Source organism: Massilia alkalitolerans DSM 17462, assembly GCF_000427785.1.
Classification (GTDB): domain Bacteria; phylum Pseudomonadota; class Gammaproteobacteria; order Burkholderiales; family Burkholderiaceae_D; genus Telluria; species Telluria alkalitolerans.
This window is the reverse complement of sequence record NZ_ATYR01000030.1, coordinates 57,922-81,066: the sequence shown is the minus strand read 5'-3', so window position 1 is coordinate 81,066 and position 23,145 is coordinate 57,922. Positions and strand designations below refer to the sequence as shown.

22 protein-coding genes, 1 tRNA gene and 1 pseudogene are annotated in these 23,145 nt (G+C 65.7%); 16 read left to right on the top strand and 8 right to left on the bottom strand.

The window, feature by feature from the left end:
• Positions 1–264 precede the first annotated feature (264 nt).
• Positions 265–1,226, bottom strand: a pseudogene (locus tag YWC_RS0122770) (IS1595 family transposase); the annotation flags it as partial.
• A gap of 122 nt (positions 1,227–1,348) precedes the next feature.
• Positions 1,349–1,798, bottom strand: a complete 450-nt coding sequence (locus tag YWC_RS0122765) for a glycine zipper domain-containing protein (RefSeq protein ID WP_027867462.1) — start codon at positions 1,796–1,798, stop codon at positions 1,349–1,351.
• 265 nt (positions 1,799–2,063) lie between these two features.
• Between YWC_RS0122765 and YWC_RS0122760 the strand changes: the two genes are divergently transcribed.
• Both YWC_RS0122760 and YWC_RS0122755 read left to right on the top strand, forming a co-directional pair.
• Positions 2,064–3,137, top strand: a complete 1,074-nt coding sequence (locus tag YWC_RS0122760; RefSeq protein ID WP_084416538.1) for a metallophosphoesterase — start codon at positions 2,064–2,066, stop codon at positions 3,135–3,137.
• 78 nt (positions 3,138–3,215) lie between these two features.
• The gene (locus tag YWC_RS0122755; protein ID WP_027867460.1) at positions 3,216–4,664 is read left to right on the top strand and encodes a M20/M25/M40 family metallo-hydrolase; all 1,449 of its coding nucleotides are present in this window, start codon (positions 3,216–3,218) and stop codon (positions 4,662–4,664) included.
• Positions 4,665–4,729: 65 nt separating this feature from the next.
• Here the strand turns inward: YWC_RS0122755 and YWC_RS0122750 are convergent, their stop codons facing one another.
• Positions 4,730–5,101 (bottom strand): Lcl C-terminal domain-containing protein, encoded by a 372-nt coding sequence (locus YWC_RS0122750; protein ID WP_027867459.1) that lies wholly within the window; start codon positions 5,099–5,101, stop codon positions 4,730–4,732.
• Between the two features lie 174 nt (positions 5,102–5,275).
• The gene (locus tag YWC_RS0122745) at positions 5,276–5,947 is read right to left on the bottom strand and encodes an SOS response-associated peptidase (RefSeq protein ID WP_027867458.1); all 672 of its coding nucleotides are present in this window, start codon (positions 5,945–5,947) and stop codon (positions 5,276–5,278) included.
• A 117-nt stretch (positions 5,948–6,064) separates the two neighbouring features.
• Between YWC_RS0122745 and YWC_RS0122740 the strand changes: the two genes are divergently transcribed.
• The 3 genes from YWC_RS0122740 to YWC_RS0122730 all read left to right on the top strand — a co-directional run bounded on the left by YWC_RS0122740 (position 6,065) and on the right by YWC_RS0122730 (position 7,029).
• Positions 6,065–6,469 (top strand): hypothetical protein, encoded by a 405-nt coding sequence (locus YWC_RS0122740; RefSeq protein ID WP_027867457.1) that lies wholly within the window; start codon positions 6,065–6,067, stop codon positions 6,467–6,469.
• Positions 6,470–6,475: 6 nt separating this feature from the next.
• Positions 6,476–6,676, top strand: a complete 201-nt coding sequence (locus YWC_RS0122735) for a hypothetical protein (protein WP_027867456.1) — start codon at positions 6,476–6,478, stop codon at positions 6,674–6,676.
• A 268-nt stretch (positions 6,677–6,944) separates the two neighbouring features.
• A tRNA-Leu gene (locus YWC_RS0122730) sits at positions 6,945–7,029 on the top strand.
• A gap of 73 nt (positions 7,030–7,102) precedes the next feature.
• Here the strand turns inward: YWC_RS0122730 and YWC_RS0122725 are convergent.
• On the bottom strand, positions 7,103–7,624 hold the full coding sequence (locus tag YWC_RS0122725; RefSeq protein WP_156923847.1) for a hypothetical protein: 522 nt from the start codon (positions 7,622–7,624) through the stop codon (positions 7,103–7,105).
• Between the two features lie 278 nt (positions 7,625–7,902).
• Here YWC_RS0122725 and YWC_RS0122720 point away from each other — a divergent pair, with 278 nt between their 5' ends.
• The 11 genes from YWC_RS0122720 (at position 7,903) to YWC_RS0122670 (ending at position 19,724) form a co-directional block, all read left to right on the top strand.
• Complete coding sequence (locus YWC_RS0122720; protein ID WP_027867454.1) at positions 7,903–8,697, top strand: hypothetical protein; 795 nt, start codon at positions 7,903–7,905, stop codon at positions 8,695–8,697.
• Positions 8,698–8,718: 21 nt separating this feature from the next.
• Complete coding sequence (locus YWC_RS0122715) at positions 8,719–10,944, top strand: penicillin acylase family protein (RefSeq protein ID WP_027867453.1); 2,226 nt, start codon at positions 8,719–8,721, stop codon at positions 10,942–10,944.
• Between the two features lie 16 nt (positions 10,945–10,960).
• A complete protein-coding gene (locus tag YWC_RS0122710) occupies positions 10,961–11,515 on the top strand; it encodes a sugar O-acetyltransferase (RefSeq protein WP_027867452.1) in 555 nt (184 codons plus the stop codon).
• Positions 11,516–11,599: 84 nt separating this feature from the next.
• Positions 11,600–12,157, top strand: a complete 558-nt coding sequence (locus YWC_RS0122705; protein ID WP_027867451.1) for a thymidine kinase — start codon at positions 11,600–11,602, stop codon at positions 12,155–12,157.
• Between the two features lies 1 nt (position 12,158).
• Positions 12,159–12,707, top strand: coding sequence for a hypothetical protein (locus YWC_RS0122700; protein WP_051306672.1), 549 nt, complete (start codon positions 12,159–12,161; stop codon positions 12,705–12,707).
• 157 nt (positions 12,708–12,864) lie between these two features.
• Positions 12,865–15,165: a carboxy terminal-processing peptidase gene (locus YWC_RS0122695; protein ID WP_036215530.1), complete on the top strand. Its 2,301-nt coding sequence runs from the start codon at positions 12,865–12,867 to the stop codon at positions 15,163–15,165.
• A 341-nt stretch (positions 15,166–15,506) separates the two neighbouring features.
• Positions 15,507–16,316 (top strand): PEP-CTERM sorting domain-containing protein, encoded by an 810-nt coding sequence (locus YWC_RS31775; protein WP_027867448.1) that lies wholly within the window; start codon positions 15,507–15,509, stop codon positions 16,314–16,316.
• A 126-nt stretch (positions 16,317–16,442) separates the two neighbouring features.
• Positions 16,443–17,645 carry an acyl-CoA dehydrogenase family protein gene (locus YWC_RS0122685; RefSeq protein WP_027867447.1) on the top strand — a complete coding sequence of 401 codons (1,203 nt, stop codon included), beginning with the start codon at positions 16,443–16,445 and terminating at the stop codon, positions 17,643–17,645.
• An 11-nt stretch (positions 17,646–17,656) separates the two neighbouring features.
• Positions 17,657–18,796: an acyl-CoA dehydrogenase family protein gene (locus YWC_RS0122680; protein WP_027867446.1), complete on the top strand. Its 1,140-nt coding sequence runs from the start codon at positions 17,657–17,659 to the stop codon at positions 18,794–18,796.
• Positions 18,797–18,805: 9 nt separating this feature from the next.
• On the top strand, positions 18,806–19,273 hold the full coding sequence (locus YWC_RS0122675) for a MaoC family dehydratase (protein ID WP_027867445.1): 468 nt from the start codon (positions 18,806–18,808) through the stop codon (positions 19,271–19,273).
• Positions 19,266–19,724 (top strand): MaoC family dehydratase, encoded by a 459-nt coding sequence (locus tag YWC_RS0122670; protein WP_027867444.1) that lies wholly within the window; start codon positions 19,266–19,268, stop codon positions 19,722–19,724. The genes YWC_RS0122675 and YWC_RS0122670 overlap by 8 nt, the downstream gene beginning before the upstream one ends.
• Positions 19,725–19,905: 181 nt before the next feature.
• On the opposite strand, the gene YWC_RS0122665 is transcribed toward YWC_RS0122670, so the two are convergent.
• From YWC_RS0122665 to YWC_RS0122655, 3 genes are all read right to left on the bottom strand, one after another.
• A complete protein-coding gene (locus YWC_RS0122665; protein WP_027867443.1) occupies positions 19,906–21,138 on the bottom strand; it encodes an acyl-CoA dehydrogenase family protein in 1,233 nt (410 codons plus the stop codon).
• Between the two features lie 22 nt (positions 21,139–21,160).
• Entirely contained in the window at positions 21,161–22,225 is a 1,065-nt protein-coding gene (locus tag YWC_RS0122660) for a phosphotransferase (RefSeq protein WP_027867442.1), read from the bottom strand.
• 81 nt (positions 22,226–22,306) lie between these two features.
• Positions 22,307–23,011 (bottom strand): histidine phosphatase family protein, encoded by a 705-nt coding sequence (locus YWC_RS0122655; protein WP_027867441.1) that lies wholly within the window; start codon positions 23,009–23,011, stop codon positions 22,307–22,309.
• Between the last annotated feature and the right edge of the window lie 134 nt (positions 23,012–23,145).

Below are 23,145 nucleotides of genomic sequence, written 5' to 3'. Positions count from 1 at the left end.
AAAGTAGTTCAGTAGTGCTGTAGTAGGCAAATTCCACCAGTTGCGAGGACGCTTCAGACGTTGATGGCAAACAGGTTAGACCGTGGTCAACATAGCCCGATGACAGCGTAGTACTTCGAGTACGTTAAGGCGACTGGGGCGTTGGCCAGCGAAACCCATCAGGGACAGGGTGAAAACCCACGCAAAGTCCGAATGTACGCTTGCAGACTTACCTCTTGCCCTTAGCGACTGATGTACTTGCAAACCGGGGGCGTCCATGTACGCTGTCACCGTTCGATGTTGGACCTACCCAGCGCTATTCGCAGCATCGCCTCCGCCGATCCGATACGACGTCCGTCGACCGCCCACTGCCAGCCGAGATAATTGGGCAGATAGCGCGAGGCCACACCATTGAAGCGCGCCAGCCACTGCCGAAAACGCCGGTGGTAGGCATTGACGTTTTGCACATGGACGGCGCCGCGCACGCGTTCGCCGGCCCGCAGGTTCACCGCTTCGTGCGAGATGGCGGCCGTGCGAGCGAACGCCTTGTAGGCAGGGTGGGAAACGGTGACCAGCAGCACATCCCTGTCCAGCACCGGAAGCAGATACCGGTGCAGCTGGGCCGTGGTGACGGCGCCCCGGCCGGTAATGAAATCGAAGGTAGCGCCGGTACGGTCGCGGGCGACCAGTACGCAGACGTGTTCACTGTTGATGCCGCGCCGGCTGGCTACACCTGCGCGCTTGCGCGGCGGCCGGTCGAGCTTGCGCGACCCCTTCTGTGATTCGAGCAGGAACAGTTCATCGGCCTCGGCGATGCCGGCCAGGGCTGCAGGACGGTCTTTCTTGGCCAGGTGCAGGAAACGGTGGCGCCAGCGGAAGCTGGTGTTGCGGTGCACGCCGAGCCGGTCTGCCGTCTTGCGCACCGACTGGCCCTCGAGCATGCCGTCCAGGTANTCCAGCCATTTGGCGCGGTGGCGCAGCCGGGCCAGCGGCGTACCCGTCAGGGCATTGAAAGTCTTGCCGCAGGCGCAGCAGCGATAGCGCTGCACCCCGCGGACGTGCCCGTGGCGGTGCAGCCGCCGACCTTCACAGAGCGGACATGACGACGGGCTTCTGGCCTCCTCAATCGTCGCACAGACACGGTCCAGTCCAACTGCCGGGCGCAAAAGCGCGAGCAATTGTTCGCGCTGGCGCCTGGTCAGCTGCGCGACACGCGCCAGCGAAGGTTTGAAGCTTGCCGCCTGCATTGCCACCTCCACTGTCGATCGGACAGTGGTTCGACATCGGCCCAGCTCAACAGTTCAAGATCTCCAACACGTAATGGTGACAGCGCCGCGAAAAAAAACCGCGCAGCGCGCGGTTTTGTTGATTAGCGACGATCCCAGCGGTCGCCACGGTCCCAGTCGCGGCGATCATGGCGATCGTGGCGATCCCAGTCGCGGCGGTCACGACGGTCGTAGTCACGGCGTTCGACGTAGACCGGGCGCGGCTGGACATACACCGGACGCGGCTGCACGTAGACCGGACGCGGTTGCACGTACACCGGGCGCGGCTGGACGTAGCCATAACCATAACCGCGGTTGTCGTAGTAACGGTTGTCGCGATAGCGGCGATCGTCGCGGGTCGAGATCGAGTTGCCCACCGCCGCGCCGAGCACGCCACCCACCAGGGCGCCGCTGCCGCCGCCGGCACTGTGGCCGATTGCCGCGCCGACCACGGCGCCGATAGCAGTATTCACACCACGGTCGTCCGCCATTGCCGCTGGGGAGACGGCAACCGCGGCCAGGACCACCGCACCAACAATTTTAGATTTCAACATGGTTTTTCCTTTTGCGCCTGCGGTGATCAGGATGATCGAACAACGCCAGGCATGGAACGAACTATAGACCTGCGGACTCATGCTGCCATCCGTTAATACAGATTATTACAAACGCACATCCAGCAGTAACATCCGGAACGGCACTTGCAGAGGGACGGGCCTGCCCCATCTAACATTTGTTACCGTTTACCACCCCGGGTCCCCTGTGAATCGATCGTTCGCCACCATCCTGTCCCTGTTGGTCTTGCTGCAGGTATACATCGGCATGCGCCTGTTGCCGGACCTGGCGCTGGGGCTGCCGTTCACCGTGGGGGGCGTGCTGCTGCTGGTCTTGTTGACCGTGCTGGTGCCGGTCGGGCTGATGTCGGCTTCGCTGCGCCGGCGCCGCTGGTCGGAAACGGTTGCCTGGCTGGGCCTGCTGTCGATGGGCTTCTTTTCCTCGCTGCTGGTGACGACCCTGGCGCGCGACCTGGTGCTGCTGGCGCTGCGCCTGTTTGGCGAGCTGGATCCGGAAGTCGTTCGCGGCAGCGCCGCCGCGGTGCCGCTGGTGGCGCTGGCCGTGACCGCGCTCGGCTTCGTCAATGCGCGCCGGCTGGCCCGGGTGAAGCGGGTCGAGGTGCCGATCGCCAACCTGCCCCCGAGCCTGCACGGCTATGCCATCGCCCAGGTATCGGACATCCACGTCGGCCCGACCATCAAGCGCGCCTACCTGAACGCGATCGTCAACCGGGTCAACAAGCTGGGCGCCGACGCCATCGCCATCACGGGCGACCTGGTGGACGGCAGCGTGCACCGCCTGGGCCTGCATACCCAGCCGCTGGCGCGCCTGGCGGCGCCCGACGGGGTGTTTTTTGTGACCGGCAACCACGAATACTATTCGGGAGCGGAGGAGTGGATCGCCGAGGTGCGCCGGCTGGGCGTGACCGTGCTGCTGAACCAGCACGTGATCCGGCGCCGCGACGACGCCACCCTCATGATCGCCGGCGTACCCGACTACACGGCCCACCATTTCAACCCGGGGCACAAGAGCGACCCGCGCGCGGCCGCCGGCAGTGGCCTCGAGCAGGCCGACGTGCGCATCCTGCTGGCGCACCAGCCGCGCAGCGCGCCGGCGGCCGCCGAGGCGGGCTTTCACCTGCAGTTGTCCGGCCATACCCACGGCGGCCAGTTCTTCCCATGGAACCTGTTCGTGCCGCTGCAGCAGCCCTTCGTTGCCGGGCTGCACCGGGTGCGCGACATGTGGGTCTACATCAGCCGCGGCACCGGTTACTGGGGGCCGCCGAAGCGCTTCGGCGCCCCGTCGGAAATCACGCTGCTGCGCCTGGTCCCGGCGGTGTAAAGACGTCAACATTTCTTACCAAAAATTGTGCGGATGCGCTATCGTTGGATTCTCTTGAACTGAAGAAGGATTCGACGCATGAACCGCAGCATCCGCAGTTTCCCTGTCCTGAGTGCGCATGTCGCTATGCTTGCCGCCGTGCTGCTGAGCCCCGCAGCCCTGGCAGCCAGCCCCGGCAACGATCCTGCCGCGCTCGCGAAGATCCGCGATACGGCGATGCAGAGCGACTACGCCTGGGAACGCATGGCGGACATGACCGACCTGATCGGCCCGCGCCTGTCCGGCTCGCCAGGAGCGGCGGCGGCCGTGACCCAGGTGGCGGAAGCCATGCGCAAGCTCGGCGCCAAGGTGACCTTGCAGCCGGTCAAGGTGCCGCACTGGGTGCGCGGCGTGGAGACCGGCGAGATCGTCGAGTACGCCGGCCGCCCGCAGGGCATCACCCAGCGCGTGGGGCTGACCGCACTGGGCGGCTCCGGCGCGACCCCGGCCAGCGGCTTGATTGCGCCCGTGATGGTGGTGAAGAGCTTCGACGAACTGAAAGCGCGCAGCGCCGAAGTCAAGGGCAAGATCGTGCTGTTCGACGCGACCTTCGACCAGCACCAAGCCGACCGCGGCCTGGCCGGCCAGGCCTATGGCCAGGCGTCGGCTTTTCGGCGCAACGGTCCGCCGATGGCGGCCGAGCTGGGTGCGGTGGCGGCGCTGGTGCGCTCGGTGGGCGGCGCCAACTATCGCCTGCCGCATACCGGCTCGACCGCGCTGCAGGACAACGCGCGCATCCCGGCCGCGGCCGTGACGGCCGAAGATGCCATGCTGATGGGCCGCCTGGCCAAGCGCGGCCCGCTCAGCATGAAGCTGGTGCTCACGCCCAAGACCCTGCCGGACGCCGACAGCTTCAACGTGATCGCCGACCTGCCAGGGACCGACAAACCGGACGAGATCGTGATCGTGTCGGGCCACCTGGATTCCTGGGACTTGTCTCCCGGCGCGCATGACGATGCGGCCGGCGTCGCCAGTGCGATGGCCGTGCTCGACACCCTGAAAAAGCTCGACTTCCGCCCGCGCCGCACCATCCGCGTGATCGCCTGGATGAACGAGGAGAACGGCATGCGCGGTGCGCGCGCCTACACGGCCGCCGAGCAGGCCAACCTGGAGAAGCACATCGGCGCGATCGAGAGCGACAACGGCGCCGGCCGCCCCTTCGGCCTGCGCGCCAGCGTGCCTGCGACCTCGAGCAAGCTGTTCGCACCGCTGCAGGCGGCGCTGCAGCCGATCGGCGCAGGCATCTTCCGCCGCGAAGACGCGCTCTTGACTGGGGACCTGTCGTTCCTGGAACGTACCGGCGTGCCGAGCTTCGCGCCGCTGATCGACACGTCCAGCTATTTCGACTATCACCACACCCCGGCCGATACGCTGGACAAGGTCGACCCCGACCACCTGCGCCGCCACGTGGCGGTGATGGCGGCCACCAGCTGGTTCCTGGCCAATATCGAACAGCCGATCGGCCGCGCGAACGTTCCCGAACGTTGATGACAGGCGTCGCCCCGTTCGCAACGGGGTGCCTGCCAGCTGTCATCCAGGCGCCGTGCCCGCCTTCAGGGCACGGCAATGCGCCTGACCGCGCGCGCGTGGCCCCGGTAGGGGCGCCCATAGATGGTCTGGATGCCGCTGGCAAAGTTTTGCCCCCAGACCAGCTGGGTGCGCGTTTCGTGCGGTTCGCTCGACCAGTACCAGTTGCGCTCGAAGGCTTCGCGCTGGTTGGCGAACAGCAGCGCCAGTTCGCGCCGCGTCGGCAGCACGCCGCCCTGTCCGCGTGCCCAGTCGACGGCGCTCGGCCAGCTGACGTCGACCGCCTCGCCCGGCAACAGCACCAGGTGGTAATCAGGATCTTCTTCCTTGCCCAGGATTAGTCCCGCATAGGCCTCGCCTTCTTGCAGCATGGCCCGCACTTGCATGTACTCGCCCATTTAACACGTCCTCAAAGTTTGGTATCCAGTCTTTAAGACCTTCCGGACCGAGCTTTGGTTGCGTGTACAAGTTCGATCTAGCTCATGCAAATGGTTGAGTTCGTCGAGGATATATCTACGAGATAGGCGGGCTTGCTGCTGCGAGCCTACGGTTTTTTTACCGTATGGTAAAAATCACTCGGCCAGGGGCAGGGCCATCTGCGGGTCTTGCGCGCCCGGGCGGTTGACCGCGTTGGTCACCTTGTACCATTCGAAGGCGTCCACGGGCAGGGCGGCGCGGCGCGCCAGGTCCAGGGCTTCTTCGGGCGACAGGTCCGGGTTGAGCCACAGTTCGGCATCGGCCGCGTCCAGCACCACCGGGCGGCGGTCGTGGATGTCGAGCATGCCCTCGTCGGCGGCAGCGGTGACCAGCACGAAGCCGGCCTCGGCCCGGTTCTCGGTGAAGCTGCCGAAGTTGGCCAGCGCCAGCAGGAACAGCGGGGCGCGGTCCTTGCGGTGGATGTGCCACGGCTGCTTCTTGCCCTTTTCGCCGGTCCATTCGTACCAGCCCTCGGCCGGCACGATCGCGCGGCCCTTCTTGAGCAGGGGCTTCCAGTAGCGGTTGGTGAGCTTGTCCATGCGCGCGTTGACCATGATCGGCAGCTTGCCTTCGGCCCAGCGCGCGCGGTAGCTCCAGAACACGTCGTCGATGCGGCGTTCGCCGTCCTGCAAGTGCATCACCGGGCGGTAGCTGCCGGGCGAGACGTTCCAGGCAGGGGTGGACTCGCTGTCGTAGACCGCGTCCGTCCAGCCGAACACGCCGGCGTAGTAGCGAGCCGTCTGGCTCTGGTCAAATCGTCCACACATGCTCCCATGGTAGCGCAGGCCTGCGCCGCGCGCGGCACGGTAGAGATCGGATGAGCTCGTGTGCTTGCCATGCAGGGTGGTATGCTCCCGGCTAGACCGAATATGAGGAGGAACTGTATGGCTAGTGGCTGGTGGAGCGTCCTGAAGACCGTCCCGTGGAGCGAAGTGATCAACGCGGCGCCGCAAGTGGCGACCGGTGCGCGCAGGCTGTGGGACACGGTGGCGCGCAAGTCCGGCGGCGCGGCCGGCATGGCCCCGGATCCGATGATGGGCGACGAGCCCCAGGAAGACTATTTCGGCACGCTCGTCATGCGCGTCGAGCGGAACGAAATGAGCCTGGCCGAGCTGCGTACCCAGATGTTGCAGGCTTCCGAGATCATCGCCAACATGGCCGACCAGAATGCCCAGCTGATCGCCAAGATGGACGCGGCGCGCAACCGCATGCTGTGGCTGAGCGTGGCGACCGGGGTGTCGTCTATCCTGGCGCTGGTGGCGCTGGCGCTGGTCGTCGCCCGCACCTAGGCCCGCATGAAAATCGTCCTGATCCTGGCGAGCCTGTTCGTCTTCGTGTCCCTGCTGCTCAATGGGGCGCGGCGCAAAGGGAAACTGAACAGCAAGGCCGACCGCGCCGTCGCCGAACTGGCGACCTCGATGCGCATCTTCGTCTATGGCCTGCTGTTCTTCGTGGGACTGGTCTGCCTGGCGGTGGCCTACGAGTCCATCTATTGATGCTTTACTGCAGCTTTGTGCGAACACGCTGACAAACACGCGGGAAAAACCGGCGCTTGTAGGTCCCAATAGCGGGCTTATGTTGGTTACGTTCTCTGGTGGATAGTTCCACCTCTCCGCGTGTCTCCAGCTCAGTGTTGACTGAGTTCTTTGCCGCTGTCCTAGACGGACAGCGGCATTTTTTTGCTTCGCCGGCCGGGACGTGTCCGAGCCGGGTAGCTCAACTACTAACACTGTCGCTGCGGCACGTAGTACAATCCCCGCCGGCGCGGGCATGGCGAAATTGGTAGACGCATCAGACTTAAAATCTGCCGCCGTAAGGCGTGCCGGTTCGATTCCGGCTGCCCGCACCAGCTCCCTTCGTTCATGCGTGAACTAGGGCGCGACCGACACCGCCGACACCACCGCCACCTGGCGCGGCGCCGCTTACGGCGCCGGTGTTTCCCGGCGCGCCGCAATCTCCCGATCCGCCCGTTCATACACACGCGCACTGTGCTGCCACCACAGCACCCCGGCCACCAGCCCGGCGGCAATCGCGACCGGCGATGGCGCGGACAGCAAGACCATCAGGTTGTTGACGGCGGCGCCGGTCCACAGCGAACTCGAACTCTTGATGAGCATCCGCTTCTCGTCTTCCGGCAGGCGGTCGGCGTATGTCACCAGTCCGATCTTGGCGCCGGTCAGCGCGATGAGCCCCACCGGCGAGGTCGGCACCAGCGGATTCATTTCCAGCGCGCCGGATGACAGGGCCAGGCCGGTGCTGAGGCCGTCGGCCACGGCAGCCCCCATGGCGTTCTTGTCGAGCCGGTCGATCTGCTGTTCCGCGGAAAGGGCAGCCGTGCCTGGCGGGCTGCCCGTCGCGCAAGCGACCAGGGCAGGAGCGACAAACAGGCAGGCGGTGGCAATCCTGGCCAGGCGACGAAACAGGGGGGCGCATAGATTTCGCATATCCAACTCCTCGCAATGACGGCTCGATCGGAAACTTGCTGCTAACCGGCAATGACTAATTAGGCAAGCTTAATAATCAGTACATACTTTTTTGATAACAAGGCGGTGCGCCAGCGCAGCGTAATAGCTGAGCAATGTCATGCAAGGTGGATACGTCGGGAACTTATATAGAAAGCTGCGGACCGATTCCGCTTACTCATCCATTGGTCGTCCCGCCGGGATGGTGTAGCATGCCGGACGGCGGTTTCCCCGTTGCCGCCGCTGCAAGAGGACAAGAATTGAACATCACTATCAATGACGAACTGCGTGCCTTCGTCGACCCGCTGACCGACATCGAATACGCAGCGCTCGAGCGCAGCCTGCTGGCCGAGGGTTGCCGCGACGCGCTGGTGCTGTGGCGCGACACCCTGATCGACGGCCATAACCGCTACGAGATTTGCCAGAAGCACGGCATCCCTTTCCGTACCGTCCACAACAATAACTTCGCGTCGATCGACGACGTGATGCTATGGATGATCGATAACCACCTGGCGCGCCGCAGCGTGTCGGACTTCCAGCGCGGCGTGCTGGCGCTCAAGAAGAAGGAGATCGTCACCTCCCGCATGGCGGAAGAAATGGCGAAAGAGCCGCCCAAGCCGGAAGCCGACGACATGGATGCGCGCCCGCCGCCGCCCTGGAACACCCGCGAGGAAGTGGCCAAGGCCGCGCGCGTGTCGGCCAATACCATCAGCCAGATCGAGCGCATCCAGAAAGCCGCGACGCCCGAACTGCGCGAAGCCGTGCGCACCGGCACCATCTCGATCAACGCCGCCGCCAACGTGGCGCAGCTGCCGGAGGAGGCGCAGAAAGCGGCCGTCGCGGGCGGACGCAAGGAGCTGCAGCAGGCTGCGCGCCAGGTGCGCGAGCAGAAGATGGCGACGCGCCCGAAGAAAGAGACGGCACCTGGCGACCCAGCCGACGAGCTGGCCGCCGCACGCGCCGAGATCGCTTCGCTGAAGGATCGCGTGGCGACCCTGCTGACCGAGAACGAAGTGCTCAAGCAGCGCCTGATCCACGCCGGCGTCACACAATAAAACCATAACAAGGAGACACGCATGACCACCACCCGCACCATGCTGCCGACGATCCTGGCCTGTGCCCTCGGCGCGGCGGTTCCGGCGTTCGCCGCGCCGGCGGCCGCACCGGCCGTGCAACAGGCCGCAAGCAGCGCCGAGCTGGCGCGCTGGAAAAAGACGGCGGCGCGGGTGACCATCATGCGCGACAAGTGGGGCATCCCGCACGTGTTCGGCAAGCTGGACGCCGACGCGGTGTTCGGCCTGCTGTACGCGCAGGCCGAGGACGATTTCAATCGCGTCGAACTCAACTACATCAATGCGATGGGCCGCCTGGCCGAGGTCGAGGGCGAAAAGGAAGTCTGGCGCGACCTGCGCATGAAGATGTATATCCAGCCGAGCGACATGCAGGCCAAGTACGCGGCCAGCCCGGCCTGGCTGAAGGAGTTGATGAATGCCTTCGCCGACGGCCTGAACTATTACCTGCACACGCACCCGGAGGTGAAGCCGAAGCTGATCACCCGCTTCGAGCCCTGGATGGCGCTAAGCTTCAGCGAAGGCAGCATCGGCGGCGACATCGAATCGATCGACCTGAAGGACCTGGAGCGCTTCTACGGCAAGCGCGATGTGGCGCAAAAAGTGGCGGCGCTGGAGAATGCCTTCGACGCCGAACCGCGCGGCTCCAACGGCTTCGCCATCGCCCCCAAGCTGTCAAAGACGGGCAATGCGCTGCTCCTGATCAACCCGCACACCTCCTTCTACTTCCGTCCCGAAGTGCACATGGTGAGCGAACAGGGCCTGAACGCCTACGGCGCCGTGACCTGGGGCCAGTTCTTCATCTACCAGGGCTTCAACGACAAGGCTGGCTGGATGCACACCTCGGGCGGCGGCGACGTCATCGACGAATACCTGGAGACCGTGGTCGAGAAGGGCGGCAAATACTTCTATCAGTATGGAAGTGAACAGCGCCCGGTACAGGCAAGGCAGATCACGCTGCCCTACAGGACCCCATCCGGCGCGATGGCCAGCAAGACCGTGACCGCCTACTTCACCCATCACGGCCCGATCGTGCGCGAGGAGGGCGGCAAGTGGGTGGCCGTCAAGATGATGGATGAGCCGCTCAAGGCCCTTACCCAGTCGTACACGCGCACCAAGGCGCGCGACTACGATGCCTTCTACAAGGCGATGGAGCTGCGCACGAATTCCTCGAACAACACCGTGTACGCGGATGCGAAGGGGAACATCGCCTACTTCCACGGCAACTTCATCCCGAAACGCGACCCGCGCTTCGACTGGAGCAAGCCGGTGGATGGCAGCACCCCCGCCACCGAATGGCAGGGCCTGCACGCGATCAAGGAAACCATCACCCTGTTCAATCCGGTCAGCGGCTATATTTCGAACACCAACAACTGGCCGTTCAGCGCTTCCGGCGCGAGCAGCCCGAAGCGCCAGGACTGGCCCGACTACATGTGGTCGCTGCCGGAAAACGCGCGCGGCCGCCATGCCGAGCGCGTGCTCAAGGACGCCAAGGGCTTCACCCTCGACAGCCTGATCGCCGCCGCCTACGACAGCCACCTGACCGCCTTCGAGCCGCTGGTGCCGCAACTGCTGAAGGACTACGACGCCCTGGCTGCGAACGACCCGCGCAAGGCGCTATTATCGGCCCAGGTGGCCAGCCTGCGCGGCTGGGACCTGCGTTTCGGCGTCGACTCCAGGCCGACCTCGCTGGCGATCTACTGGGGCCAGGACATGGTGGCCCAGCACGCGCCGCGCGCGCGCGCCGAGGGCTCGCCGACGGTCGACTTCATCACGCACAGATTGAACGCCGATGAGCGCCTGGCCTCGCTGCAGCGGGCCTCCGACAAGCTCACTGCCGACTTCGGCACTTGGCAGACCCCCTGGGGCGAGATCAACCGCTTCCAGCGCATCAGCGGCGACATCGACCAGCAGTATGACGACAGCAGGCCGAGCTGGCCGGTCGGCTTCGCCTCGGCCAACTGGGGTTCGCTGGCATCGTTCGGCATGGTGGCCAAGCAGAAGACCAAGCGCATCTACGGCGACCGCGGCAACAGCTTCGTCGCGGTGGTGGAATTCGGCCCGCGCGTGCGCGCCAAGAGTATCCTTGCAGGTGGCAACAGCAACAACCCGGCCTCGAAGCACTTCGCCGACCAGGCCGAGATGTACAGCCGCGGCGAGTTCAAGGACGTGCTGTTCTACAAGGAAGACATCGAGAAGCACCTGGAGCGCAAGTACCAACCGGGCCAGTAATCCGCAGGAGAAGCGCATGAAGATGAGCGAACGCCACAAGATGCTGGAGGGCCAGCCCTACCACGCCAGCGATCCCGAACTGGTGGCCGAGCAGGCGATCACCGCCGCCTGGCTGGCGCGCTACAACGCGGCGCTGGGCCAGCCGGTCCCGGTCTGGCGCAGCCTGCTGGCCGAGCGCCTGGCCGCGGTGGGCGAGGGCAGCATCGTGCGTCCTCCCTTCCATTGCGACTATGGCTGGAACATCCGCATCGGCAGCCGGGTCTTCATCAACTTCAACTGCATCATCCTCGACGTCGCCGGTGTCAGCATCGGCGACGACACCCGTATCGGCCCGGCGGTCCAGATCTACACCGCCGAGCATCCGCTCGACCCGCACCAGCGCCGCAGTGGCCTGGAATCCGGCCGGCCGGTCACGATCGGCAGCAACGTCTGGATCGGCGGCGGCGCCATCATCTTGCCGGGCGTCACGATCGGCGACGACGCCGTGATCGGCGCCGGCAGCGTGGTGACCCACGACGTGCCGGCGGGCGGGCGCGTGGCCGGCAATCCGGCCCAGCTGCATGCCGGCTGAACGGCTTCGGAGGCTGGTGTCGGGACAGTCCTGCTTGTTATAATCCGGTAATTATCCGTAGCGATTCAGTTTCAGGGCAGGGCCGTGGCAAAACTCTATTTCAGGTACTCGGCGATGAACGCCGGCAAATCGACCGCCCTGCTGCAGGTCGCGCACAACTACGAAGAGCAGGGCCAGCAGGTCAAGCTCTACACGGCGGCCATCGACAACCGCTACGGCGTCGGCCTGATCACCTCGCGTCTCGGTCCGCAGCGCCAGGTCGACCTGTTCGACGGCGATACCGATTTCCTGGCCAGCGCGCCGCCGGTCGCCTGCATCCTGGTCGATGAAGCCCAGTTCCTCAGCACGGCGCAGGTGCAGCAGCTGCACCAGGTCGCCCAGGTGCGCGGCATCCCCGTGATCTGCTATGGCCTGCGCAGCGACTTCCGCGGCGAGCCTTTCCCGGGCTCGGCTTACCTGCTGGCGCTGGCCGACGACATCGAGGAAATCAAGAACATCTGCTCCTGCGGCAAGAAGGCGACCATGAACATCCGCGTCGATGCCGAGGGCCGCCGCATTCGCGAGGGCGAGCAGGTGTCAATCGGCGGCAACGAGAGCTATCGCCAGGCCTGCGGCCGCTGCTTCTACTCCGGATCGCATTGACATGAGCCTGGCGGGTTGGTCCGACCTGCTGCTCTACCTGCTACCGTCGGCCGCGCTGGCGCTGCTGCTGTGGATCGGCTCGGGCGCGCATCCCTTCTTCTTCGTGTTCACGGCTGCCGGCACCCTGTGCCACGAGCTGGCGCATTTCTCGGTCGGGCTGCTCACCAATGCCGAGCCGATCGGGCTGACCGTGATTCCGAAACGCATCAAGAAAGCGCGAGGCGGGAAAAACGCGGGCCATAACTGGGAACTCGGCTCCGTCACCTTCGCCAACCTGCGCTGGTACAACGCGGCGCCGAGCGCGCTCGCGCCGCTCCTGGTGCTGGTGCTGCCCTTCGCCGTGGCCTGGTGGCGCACCCGTCACGGCCTGGTGTTCGAGCCGGTCGACCTCGCGCTGGCGTTTTTCCTGGCGCCGCAATTCCTGTCCTTCTGGCCGTCTCCGGTGGACTGGCGCCTGGCGGCGCGTTCCTGGCCCTGGATCCCGGTCCTGCTGTTTGCCGGATTCGCCACGGTTTTCCGCGAGGAACTGATGCAGCTTGTCAAAGGATGAATGCCTGGCTTACGCCAGCCTTAATTAATGGGCGTAAATGCGTATTCGCTGGCTCTGCCTTCCCCCGGCTTCCTGTAGAATGGCTCGCAAAGGGCGTATTGACCGGCCCGCCGCCGGTCGCGCCGAGGCATGGAATACCGTTTCGGAGAGACGACGAATGAAGAAGCACCACCTGTTCATGGCCGCGATGGCCTTTGCGATGTCCGCCCATGTGGTGACTGCCCAGCCGGAGAAGGAAAAGGTCGCCGCCGTCGTGCCGGCCAAGGCTGCAGGCGCCGGTGCCGGGTCGGCCGCTGCCACGCTGCAGATGAAGCCGCTTGCCGAGCAAACCCAGGCGGCGCTGTGGGCATCGCGGGTGCTCGGCCGCTACCACTACAAGGCGGTGCCGCTCGACGACGCGATGTCGGTCAAGATCTTCGACAACTACTTCGAAGGACTCGACAGCGAGAAGCTGTACTTCGTCCAGGCCGACATCGACAGGTTCGCTTCCCTGCGGACCAAGATGGACGACGCCATCAACAACGAGGACCTGACCGGTCCCTTCGCCATCTACAACCTGTACCAGCAGCGCTTTACCGAGCGCATGAACTACGCGCGCCAGCTGCTGAAGACTCGCCCTGACTTCACCCTCGACGAATCGATCGAACTCGACCGCGAGAAGTCGCCCTGGGCCAAGAGTGAAGACGAGGTCCGCGAGCTGTGGCGCAAGCGCGTCAAGAACGACTGGCTGCGCCTGAAGCTCGCCGGCAAGGAAGAAAAAGCCATTCGCGAGACGCTCGACAAGCGCTACGAGAACTACATCACCCGCATCCGCAAGCTGAACAACGAAGACGTGTTCCAGATGTTCATGAACGCGTACGCCACCGCGATCGAGCCGCACACCAATTACCTGGGCCCGCGCTCGGCCGACAACTTCGACATCGCCATGCGCCTGTCGCTGGAAGGCATCGGCGCCGTGCTGCAGACGCGCGACGAGTACACCATCATCCGCGAGATCGTGCCGGGCAGCCCGGCCGCGTTGTCGGGCAAGCTGAAGGTCGGCGACCGCATCGTCGGCGTGGCCCAGGGCGACAAGCCGTTCACCGACGTGCTGGGCTGGCGCATCGACGACGTCGTGCAGCTGGTGCGCGGCGAGAAGGGCACCACGGTCCGCCTCGACGTCCTGCCCGGCGACGCCGGTCCCGACGCCAAGCACGTGACCGTGTCAATGGTGCGCAAGAAGATCAGCATGGAAGAGCAGGCCGCCAAGAAATCGATCATCGAGGTCAAGGACGGCGCCTTCAAGCGCCGCATCGGCGTAATCTCGCTGCCGACCTTCTACCTCGACTTCGAGGCACGCCGCCGCGGCGAAAAGGATTACCGCAGCGCCACCCGCGACGTGGCCCGCATCCTGGGCGAACTCAAGAAGGAGAAGGTCGACAACGTCCTGATCGACCTGCGCAACAACGGCGGCGGCTCGCTGACCGAGGCCATCGAACTGACCGGCCTGTTCATCGACAAGGGCCCGGTGGTCCAGCAGCGCGACGCGCAGGGCCGCGTCGAGGTCGAGTCCGACCTGCAGCCGGGCCTGGCCTGGGACGGTCCGATAGGCGTCCTGATCAACCGCGGCTCGGCCTCGGCGTCGGAAATCTTCGCCGCCGCAGTGCAGGACTATGGCCGCGGCCTGGTGATCGGCGAACCGAGCTTCGGCAAGGGCACGGTGCAGACCCTGATCGACCTGGACCGCTTCTCGCCGGCCGAGAAGGTGCGCTATGGCGAGCTGAAGATGACCATCGCGCAGTTCTTCCGCATCAACGGCGGCACCACCCAACTGCGCGGCGTGACGCCGGACATCAAGCTGCCGGTGCTGACCGACCCGGAAAGCTTCGGCGAGTCCTCGTATGCCAACGCGCTGCCCTGGGTGGCCATCAAGCCGGCCAGCTACACGGCCGCGGGCGACCTCAAGGAGCTGATCGGTCCGTTGCAGAAGCGCCATGAGGCGCGTATCGCGAAGGACAAGGAGTTCCAGTTCCTGCAGGAAGACATCGCCGAGGTGCTCAAGATCCGCAAGGAGAATTCGATCTCGCTGAACGAGACGGTGCGCCGCAAGGAGCGCGACGCCCAGGATGCCCGCGCCAAGCTGCGCGAAGCACGCCTGGCCGGCGCCAGCGGCACCAGCAGCGACGAGCCGGCCGCAGGCCCGGCCGGCAAGGAAGCGCGCGGCAAGGTGCCGGCCCCGACCAAGCCGGCCAAGGCGGTGACCGCCGTGCGCGGCGCCCCGCGCCAGGACGATGGCCTGCAGTACGACGAGCGCGACCTGCAGGCGGAACTGGCAGCGGAGAAGGCGGCCAAGGATGCCAAGGACATCCTGCTGCAGGAGGCCGCCAACATCCTGGCCGACGAAGTGGGCATGCTGCGTACCGATACCCGCCTGGCCTCGCGTGCCATGCCTTACATGGCCTCGCGCAACGGCAACTGATCGGCGCAACGCCCCGCCCGAACCGGTGACATGGCCGGGCCCTGCTTGCAGGGCCCGGCCTTTTCTTTTGTTTTACTAATTCCCCATAACTTGCTTCCCGTGCAATCCTATTTAGGGTTGGAAGTTTTCTTAACCGCAATAAATTGCATCGTTAACTGCTCCAGCCTATCCCCCGCCAATCTTTCGGGTAGGATCAATCCTACTGCGTTTCGAGCATTTTTCTCAGATTCATACCCCGCGCACTGTTGAGCTGGGCTTAAAGCTGAGTTTTTTTTAGCTGTGGTAGCATAACTCTACGGTTGTAAGAACAACAATTGAACATCAACTCAGGAGTTATCGATATGTTAATTCGCCGCCTTGTCATCGCAAGTCTCATCGCCGGCGCAGCTACTGCCCAGGCCGGTACCATCACCTCCTCGGCTGCCCAGCCGTCGAACGTCGTCAGCGGTTGGACTACCGGCAACGGTACCGACGTGCTCGGCTCGGGTGTCCTGCAAGGCAACTTGAACCTGGTGGCCGGCGTGTCCCATACCGCGAACGCCAGCCTCGCCGACATCCTGTACGGCAAAGTCGCAGGCAGCGTGCAGCAGGTCGAAGGCCAGACCAAGCTGTTCTTCCAGCGCGGTATCGAGGCAAACTACCTGCTGGCGTCGGGCCACGGCATCCTGGCCGCAACCGCGGGTACCGGCAAGTCGGTGGTCGGTGACGCTTATGGGGCCATCATCACGGATGGTATGAGCAAGGCGCCGGGCTTGACCGGCGGCGGCAACCAAAGCTCGGGCGGCAACGCGGGCGGCGGCAACGCGGGCGGCGGCAACGCGGGCGGCGGCAACAGCGCTCCGGGCCTCGTCACGGGCGGCGATCTCACGAGCACGACCCCGTCCGCCGGCCAGGGCAACGGCGCGAGCGACAGCACTTCCGGTCTGCTCCCGGGCAACGGCAATGGAAACGGGAATGGTATCGGCAACGGCATCGGCAACGGCGCCCTGAATGGCAACGGCAACGGCATCGGCAACGGCCAGGGTAACGGCCTGGGCAACGTCGCCAACCAGGAAGGCCAGGCGGCCGAAGTCCCTGAACCTTCGAGCATCGCCCTGATGCTGCTGGGCATGATTGGCGCGGGCGCGATCACCCGCCGCCGCAGCCGCTGATCCTGTCGCATGCAGGGCGGCGGCTCGCCCTGCATGCTTCCAAATTTCTAACTAGTCAGCAAAACTGTCGGGTACAATCCTTGTGAACGATCGTGCTTTTTAAGGCGGCGATAACAAGGAGACGACATGGACCTGCACTACACCGACGAGGACCTGGCCTTTCGCGACCAGGTTCGCGCCTTCCTCGATTCCCACTTGCCGAAAGACCTGCAAGCCAAGGTGCTCAAGCACCTGCGGCTGAGCAAGGACGACTTCGTCCGCTGGCACCGGATCCTGGCCGAACAGGGCTGGGTGGCGCCGGGCTGGCCCGTCGAATTCGGTGGACCCGGCTGGACACCCGTGCAGCGTCACATCTTCGAGGAAGAGTGCGCCCGCGCCGGCACCCCGCGCGTGATGCCCTTCGGGATCGACATGGTCGCTCCGGTCATCATGGCCTTCGGCTCCCAGGAGCAAAAGGATTATTTCCTCCCGCGCATCCTGTCCTGCGAGGACTGGTGGTGCCAGGGCTATTCCGAGCCGGGCGCCGGTTCCGACCTGGCCTCGCTCAAGACCACTGCCGTGCGCGGCGTGGACGCACAGGGCGAGCACTACATCGTCAACGGCCAGAAGACCTGGACCACGCTGGCCCAGCACGCCGATATGATCTTCTGCCTGGTACGCACCGATCCCGCCGTGCGCAAGCAGGAGGGCATTTCCTTCCTGCTGATCGACATGCATGCGCCCGGCGTCACGGTACGCCCGATCATCATGCTCGACGAAGACCACGAGGTGAACGAAGTCTTCTTCGACAACGTCCGGGTGCCGGCTGCCAATCTGGTCGGCGAGGAGAACCGCGGCTGGACCTACGCCAAGTACCTGCTGGGCCACGAACGCACCGGCATCGCGGCGGTCGGTCGCAGCAAGCGCGAACTGGCCTTCCTCAAGCGCCTGGCGCGCCGCGAGCAGAAGAATGGCCGCCCGCTGCTCGAAGACCCGCTGTTCGGCGCCAAGGTTGCGGACCTGGAAATCGAACTGATGGCGCTGGAAATGACCGTGCTGCGCGTGCTGGCCAAGTCCAGCAAGGCCCCGGGACCAGAGGCCTCGGTCTTGAAGGTGCGCGGCACCGACATCCAGCAGGCCCTGACGGAGCTGATGCTGGAAGCGGCCGGCCCGCTGGCCTTGCCCTTCGATCCCGCCTACCTGGAGGGCGAACACGAGCACAGCGTCGCGGGCGACGACGATGCCGCCCCGCTCGCGTCCTACTACTTCAACTACCGCAAGACCTCCATCTACGGAGGCTCGAACGAAATCCAGCGTAACATCATCTCCCAGATGATCCTGGGGCTGTAAGGAGAGGCACCATGCATTTCGACTTCAAGGAAGAGCAGCTCCAGTTCGCCGACGCGCTCAAGCGCTGGATCGGCCGCGACTACGGTTTCGAGCAGCGCCGCGCCATCGTCGCCTCCAGCCAGGGGACATCCGCTGCGGCATGGGCCACGCTGGCCGAGCTGGGCATGACGGCGCTGCCGGTGCCCGAAGCACAGGGCGGATTCGACGGCACCGCGGTCGACCTGTTCGTGGTCATGCGCGAGCTGGGCCGCGGCCTGGTGGTGGAACCGTATTTCGCCACCGTGCTGGGCAGCCAGTTCCTCAAGCTGGGCGGGGCGCACGGCCCGCTCCTGGAACAGGTGGCGCAGGGCAGCCTGAAGCTGGCATGCGCGCTGGGGGAGCGGCAGGCGCGCCACGACCTGCGCGACATCGCGACCCGCGCGCAAGGCATCGACGGCGGCTGGCGCCTGGATGGCGAGAAGACGGCGGTCGTGCATGGCCTCGAGGCCGGCGTGCTGGTGGTCTCGGCACGTAGCGCCGGCGGCCAGCGCGACGAGACCGGCATCACCCTGTTCGCGCTGCCGGCAGATGCGCCCGGTGTGCAGCTGACCGGCTTCCGTACGCTCGACGGCCAGCGCGCCGCGACCCTGCGCCTGGACGCCGTGCAACTGGGGCCGGACGCCGTGATCGGCACGCCGGGGGCCGGCTGGGATATCCTGGAAGCGGCCGCCGACTACGGCGCCGGCCTGCTGTGCGCCGAGGCGCTGGGGGCGATGGAAGCGCTGTTCGAGGCCACGCTGGACTACCTCAAGACGCGCCAGCAGTTCGGCGTCCCGATCGGCAAGTTCCAGGCGCTCCAGCATCGCATGGCGGACATGGTCATCCACCTGGAGCAGGCGCGCTCGATGGCGCTGCTGGCGGCCGTCACCCTGGATGGCCATGACGCCGGCGAGCGCCGCCGCGTGGTCTCGGCGGCCAAGTACCGCGTCGGTCAGGCCGCCCGCTTCATCGGCCAGCAGGCGGTGCAGCTGCACGGCGGCATGGGCGTGACCGACGAACTGGCCGCCGCGCACTACTTCAAGCGCCTGTCGATGATCGAGCTGACCCTGGGCGACCGCGACCACCACCTGGCGCGCTTCATGGCGCAACCGGGCTTCCAGCAGGCCGCGTAAGGAGGGCACATGGCGCGTCAATGGTATTTCGAAGATTTTTATCCCGGCCAGGAGATCGACCTCGGCGAGCGCAGCGTCAGCGAGGAGGAGATCGTCGCCTTTGCCCGGCAGTTCGATCCGCAGCCCTTCCACGTCGACCGCGACGCTGCCAAGGCCTCGATCTACGGCGGCGTGATCGCCAGCGGCTGGCACACCTGCAGCCTGATGATGCGGATGGTCGTCGACGGCCTGATGGCGTCAAGCTCGAGCATGGGCTCGCCGGGCCTGGACGGCGTCCGCTGGCTGCGTCCGCTGCGCGCGGGCGACACGATCAGGGTGCGCTACCTCACCACCCAGGTCAAGGCGTCGAACTCGAAGCCGGACCGCGGCGTGGTCTGGTCGAAGTGGACCGCCACCAACCAGCACGGCGAAGAGATCTGCACCATCGAAGGCATGGGCATGTTCCGGCGCCGTTCCGGGGGAGGGGACGATGCCTAGAACGATTGCGTTCGCGGAGCTGCCGCAGCTGGTGGGAAGCGAGGTCGCCGTCTCGAACTGGTTCGAAGTCGGCCAGGAGCGCATCAAGGCCTTTGCCGAAGCCACCGAAGACCGCCAATGGATCCACGTCGACCCCGAGCGCTGCGCCCGCGAGTCACCCTTCGGCGCACCCGTCGCGCACGGCTTCCTGACGCTGTCGCTGCTGCCCGCGATGCTGGAAAGCGCGCTGGCGATCGAGGGCATGCGCATGGGGCTCAACTACGGGCTGAACCGGGTGCGCTTTCCGGCGCCGCTCCCGAGCGGGAGCCGGGTGCGGGGCAGGTGGCTGCTGGCGGCCTGCGACCCGATCGAGGGCGGGGTGCAGCTGACGTGGAGTGTAGCCGTCGAACCCGACGGGGAGGGCGCCAAGCCGGTGTGCGCCGCCGAGTTTCTGATACGCGCCTACGCTTAAACAACCCGCATCGTTATCCTTTGCGTCAGCCCTTAGACCGTCATCCCGGCGAAGGCCGGGATCCAATTTTGCGTGCAGCCTTGTGCAAGCGGATTGCACCATGACGCAACGGAATTGGGTTCCGGCCTTCGCCGGAACGACGAGCTAACGATATTGGTTCTGTTAGTGGCGAAGCAGCCGCTCAGCCGTCTGGCCCCGCATACTTCGCCAGCTCCAGCTTGGCCACCGCATTGCGGTGCACCTCGTCCGGCCCGTCGGCCAGGCGCAAGCTCCGGTTCGCCGCCCACTGGTAAGCCAGCGGGAACTCGTCCGATACCCCGGCCGCGCCATGGGCCTGGATCGCCCAGTCCAGCACGTCCTGGGCCACGGTCGGCGCCAGCACCTTGATCATCGCGATCTCCGCCTGGGCCACCTTGTTGCCGACCGTGTCCATCATGTAGGCGGCCTTGAGGGTCAGCAGGCGCGCGGTGTCGATCCGGATGCGGCTCTCCGCGATCCGCTCGCGCCAGACACCCTGGTCGGACAGCTTGCGCCCGAAGGCCACGCGGGTTTCCAGGCGCCTGCACATCAGCTCCAGCGCGCGCTCGGCCACGCCGATGGCGCGCATGCAGTGGTGGATGCGGCCCGGCCCAAGGCGGCCCTGGGCGATCTCGAAGCCGCGCCCTTCGCCCAGCAGCATGTTCGTGCCCGACACGCGCACGTTCTCGAACAGGATCTCGCAATGGCCGTGCGGCGCGTCGTCGTAGCCGAACACCGGCAGCGGGCGCAGGATGGTGATGCCCGGCGTATCGGCCGGGACCACGATCATCGATTGCTGCTGGTGGCGGGGCGCGCTCGGGTCGGTCTTGCCCATCACGATGAAGACCTTGCAGCGCGGGTCGCCGGCGCCCGAGATCCACCACTTGTGGCCGTTGATGATGTAGTCGTCGCCAGCGCGCTCGATCCGGGTGGCGATGTTGGTCGCGTCCGAGGAGGCCACGCCCGGTTCGGTCATGGCGAAGGCCGAGCGGATCTCGCCGCGCAGCAGCGGTTCCAGCCACTGGCGCTTGATGTCGTCTGGCGCGTAGCGCTCCAGCGTTTCCATGTTGCCGGTGTCGGGCGCCGAACAGTTGAACACTTCCGGGGCCCAGGGCACGCGGCCCATGATCTCGCACAGCGGCGCGTAATCGAGGTTCGACAGGCCCTCCGGCGCGCGCGTCGAGCGCGGCAGGAACAGGTTCCACAGCCCGGCCTCGCGTGCCAGCGGCTTGAGGCGCTCGATCAGGTCGAGGGGCAGCCAGCGTGTGCCGCGGTCGCGGGCATTGGCCGCGATCTCTTCGTTGAAGGCGCGTTCGTTGGGATAGATGTGCTCGTCCATGAAGGCGAGCAGGCGCGCCTGCAGTTCCCTGCAGCGCTCGGAATAGGCGAAGTCCATGGCTTGTCCTCCTGTCGTTGGATCAGCGGCTGCGGCTGGCGAACTGCCACGCCATCTCGGCCATCGGCCGCGCGGCCTTGCCGTTCTCGAGGGCCTGCGCACTGGACGCGGTGCCGTCCACGTAGCGCTTCATGATCCCTTGCATGATGCCGGCCAGTCGGAACATGTTGTAGGCCAGGTAGAAATCGAAGTCTTCGGCGCGCAGGGTCTTGCCGGTGCGTTCGCAGTAGCGCGCCACGTAGCCATCCAGCGAGGGAATGCCGAGCGCTTCCAGGTCCAGGCCCGCGATGCCGCGAAAGCGCCCCGGCGGAATGTGCCAGCTCATGCAGTGGTAGGAAAAATCGGCCAGCGGATGGCCGAGGGTGGACAGCTCCCAGTCCAGCACCGCCAGTATGCGCGGTTCGGTCGGGTGGAAGATCATGTTGTCGAGGCGGTAGTCGCCGTGCACGATGCTGGTGTCGTCGCCCGGCGGGATGTGCTGCGGCAGCCATTCGATCAGGCGCTCCATGGCCTCGATCGGCTCCGTGACTGAGGCCTGGTACTGTTTTGTCCAGCGCTCGATCTGGCGTGCGAAATAATTGCCCGGCTTGCCGTAGTCGGCCAGGCCGATGCTCGCGTAGTCAACCGTGTGCAACTGGGCGATCACGCGGTTCTGCTCGTCGTAGATGGCGGCCCGTTCGGAAGGCGACATCCCGGGCAGCGACTGATCCCACAAGACGCGCCCCTCGACGCATTCCATCACGTAGAAGGCGCGGCCGATGATGGCTTCGTCCAGGCACAGCGCGTACTGGCGGGGAACCGGAAAGCCGGCGCCATGCAGCGCCCGCATCACGCGAAATTCGCGGTCGATCGCATGGGCCGAAGGCAGCAGCTTGGCCGCCGGCCCGGGCTTGGTGCGCAGCACGTAGCGCCGGCCCCTGGCGGCGAGCCGGAAGGTCGGGTTGGACTGGCCGCCCTTGAACTGTTCCACTGCCAAGCTGCCGCCCGGGTAGTCCCCGACATTCGCCGCAAGCCAGGCGCCGAGGGCGTTGACGTCGAAGCGCTGGCGTTCGGACACGGGCTTGGTGCCCATCATTTCCTCGTACATCGCGTCTCCACTCTTGTAAGTTTGTTCTTTATTCTAGCCCCGAAGCGTACGGGCGTGCTATTTCTTTGCGAACGAACGCATTCAGCGGCCCTTGCGGTACTGCTCGAACAGCTGTTCCATGGTGGTGGCGCGCGCTTCCGGCTGCAGCGGGCCGGGGGGAACGTAGTTCACGAAGCGGACCACCCAGTCGGCAGCGTGCTCGCCGACGTCGAGCGCATTGATGCAGCCGGCGGCCTGCGACAGGCCGCCCAGGAACAGGCGCTGCCCGGTCAGGGCCAGCGACAGGATGGCGCAATTGACGCCCCCGTGCAGCACCAGCAGCACGGTGTCCCAGTCGTCCTGCGCGCGCAGGCGGGCGATCGCCGGATGGACCCGGTCCATCATCTCGCCGACCGATTCGCCGCCGAGGAAGCGCTGCTCTCCATCGACCACGCCCTCGAAGGCGCCGGTAAAGGCGCGCCGCAGTTCCTGGGTTGGGATGGCTGACAGGCGCCCGCCGCGGATCTCGTGCAGCTCCGGCCATACGTCCGGCGCGATGTCCTGCCCGCTCGCCGCCAGCACCCGCTGCGCCGTCTCATTGGTGCGTGGCAGGCCCGAGGTGATGACGCGGTCGAAGCGCACGCCGGCCTCGCGGAAGGCCAGGCCGGCGGCATCGGCCTGGGCCTGGCCGGCCGGGTTCAGGGCGACGGTCTCGGGAAGGAAGGGTTTGCCGGTCTCGTCGAAATAGGTAACGCTGCCATGACGCATCAGGTAGACGCGACGGCGCAAGCTGGGGGTGTCTTCCATGGGCTTCCTTGTCGTTTTTCCTGGCCATCTTACACGCGATGCCATTTCATCAAGGCGAAAGGGCGACACTTTCCATGCCTCGTGTAAATTTCGTAGGTCAATTCCTACAGGTTCTGGCATAAAATATTCAACGC

Coding starts and splice junctions, on each gene's coding strand:
- YWC_RS0122765 (WP_027867462.1), bottom strand. CDS start 1,798: ATGTTGAAATCTAAAATTGTTGGTGCGGTGGTCCTGGCCGCGGTTGCC.
- YWC_RS0122760 (WP_084416538.1), top strand. CDS start 2,064: ATGCGCCTGTTGCCGGACCTGGCGCTGGGGCTGCCGTTCACCGTGGGG.
- YWC_RS0122755 (WP_027867460.1), top strand. CDS start 3,216: ATGAACCGCAGCATCCGCAGTTTCCCTGTCCTGAGTGCGCATGTCGCT.
- YWC_RS0122750 (WP_027867459.1), bottom strand. CDS start 5,101: ATGGGCGAGTACATGCAAGTGCGGGCCATGCTGCAAGAAGGCGAGGCC.
- YWC_RS0122745 (WP_027867458.1), bottom strand. CDS start 5,947: ATGTGTGGACGATTTGACCAGAGCCAGACGGCTCGCTACTACGCCGGC.
- YWC_RS0122740 (WP_027867457.1), top strand. CDS start 6,065: ATGGCTAGTGGCTGGTGGAGCGTCCTGAAGACCGTCCCGTGGAGCGAA.
- YWC_RS0122735 (WP_027867456.1), top strand. CDS start 6,476: ATGAAAATCGTCCTGATCCTGGCGAGCCTGTTCGTCTTCGTGTCCCTG.
- YWC_RS0122725 (WP_156923847.1), bottom strand. CDS start 7,624: ATGCGAAATCTATGCGCCCCCCTGTTTCGTCGCCTGGCCAGGATTGCC.
- YWC_RS0122715 (WP_027867453.1), top strand. CDS start 8,719: ATGACCACCACCCGCACCATGCTGCCGACGATCCTGGCCTGTGCCCTC.
- YWC_RS0122710 (WP_027867452.1), top strand. CDS start 10,961: ATGAAGATGAGCGAACGCCACAAGATGCTGGAGGGCCAGCCCTACCAC.
- YWC_RS0122700 (WP_051306672.1), top strand. CDS start 12,159: ATGAGCCTGGCGGGTTGGTCCGACCTGCTGCTCTACCTGCTACCGTCG.
- YWC_RS0122695 (WP_036215530.1), top strand. CDS start 12,865: ATGAAGAAGCACCACCTGTTCATGGCCGCGATGGCCTTTGCGATGTCC.
- YWC_RS31775 (WP_027867448.1), top strand. CDS start 15,507: ATGTTAATTCGCCGCCTTGTCATCGCAAGTCTCATCGCCGGCGCAGCT.
- YWC_RS0122685 (WP_027867447.1), top strand. CDS start 16,443: ATGGACCTGCACTACACCGACGAGGACCTGGCCTTTCGCGACCAGGTT.
- YWC_RS0122680 (WP_027867446.1), top strand. CDS start 17,657: ATGCATTTCGACTTCAAGGAAGAGCAGCTCCAGTTCGCCGACGCGCTC.
- YWC_RS0122675 (WP_027867445.1), top strand. CDS start 18,806: ATGGCGCGTCAATGGTATTTCGAAGATTTTTATCCCGGCCAGGAGATC.
- YWC_RS0122670 (WP_027867444.1), top strand. CDS start 19,266: ATGCCTAGAACGATTGCGTTCGCGGAGCTGCCGCAGCTGGTGGGAAGC.
- YWC_RS0122665 (WP_027867443.1), bottom strand. CDS start 21,138: ATGGACTTCGCCTATTCCGAGCGCTGCAGGGAACTGCAGGCGCGCCTG.
- YWC_RS0122660 (WP_027867442.1), bottom strand. CDS start 22,225: ATGTACGAGGAAATGATGGGCACCAAGCCCGTGTCCGAACGCCAGCGC.
- YWC_RS0122655 (WP_027867441.1), bottom strand. CDS start 23,011: ATGGAAGACACCCCCAGCTTGCGCCGTCGCGTCTACCTGATGCGTCAT.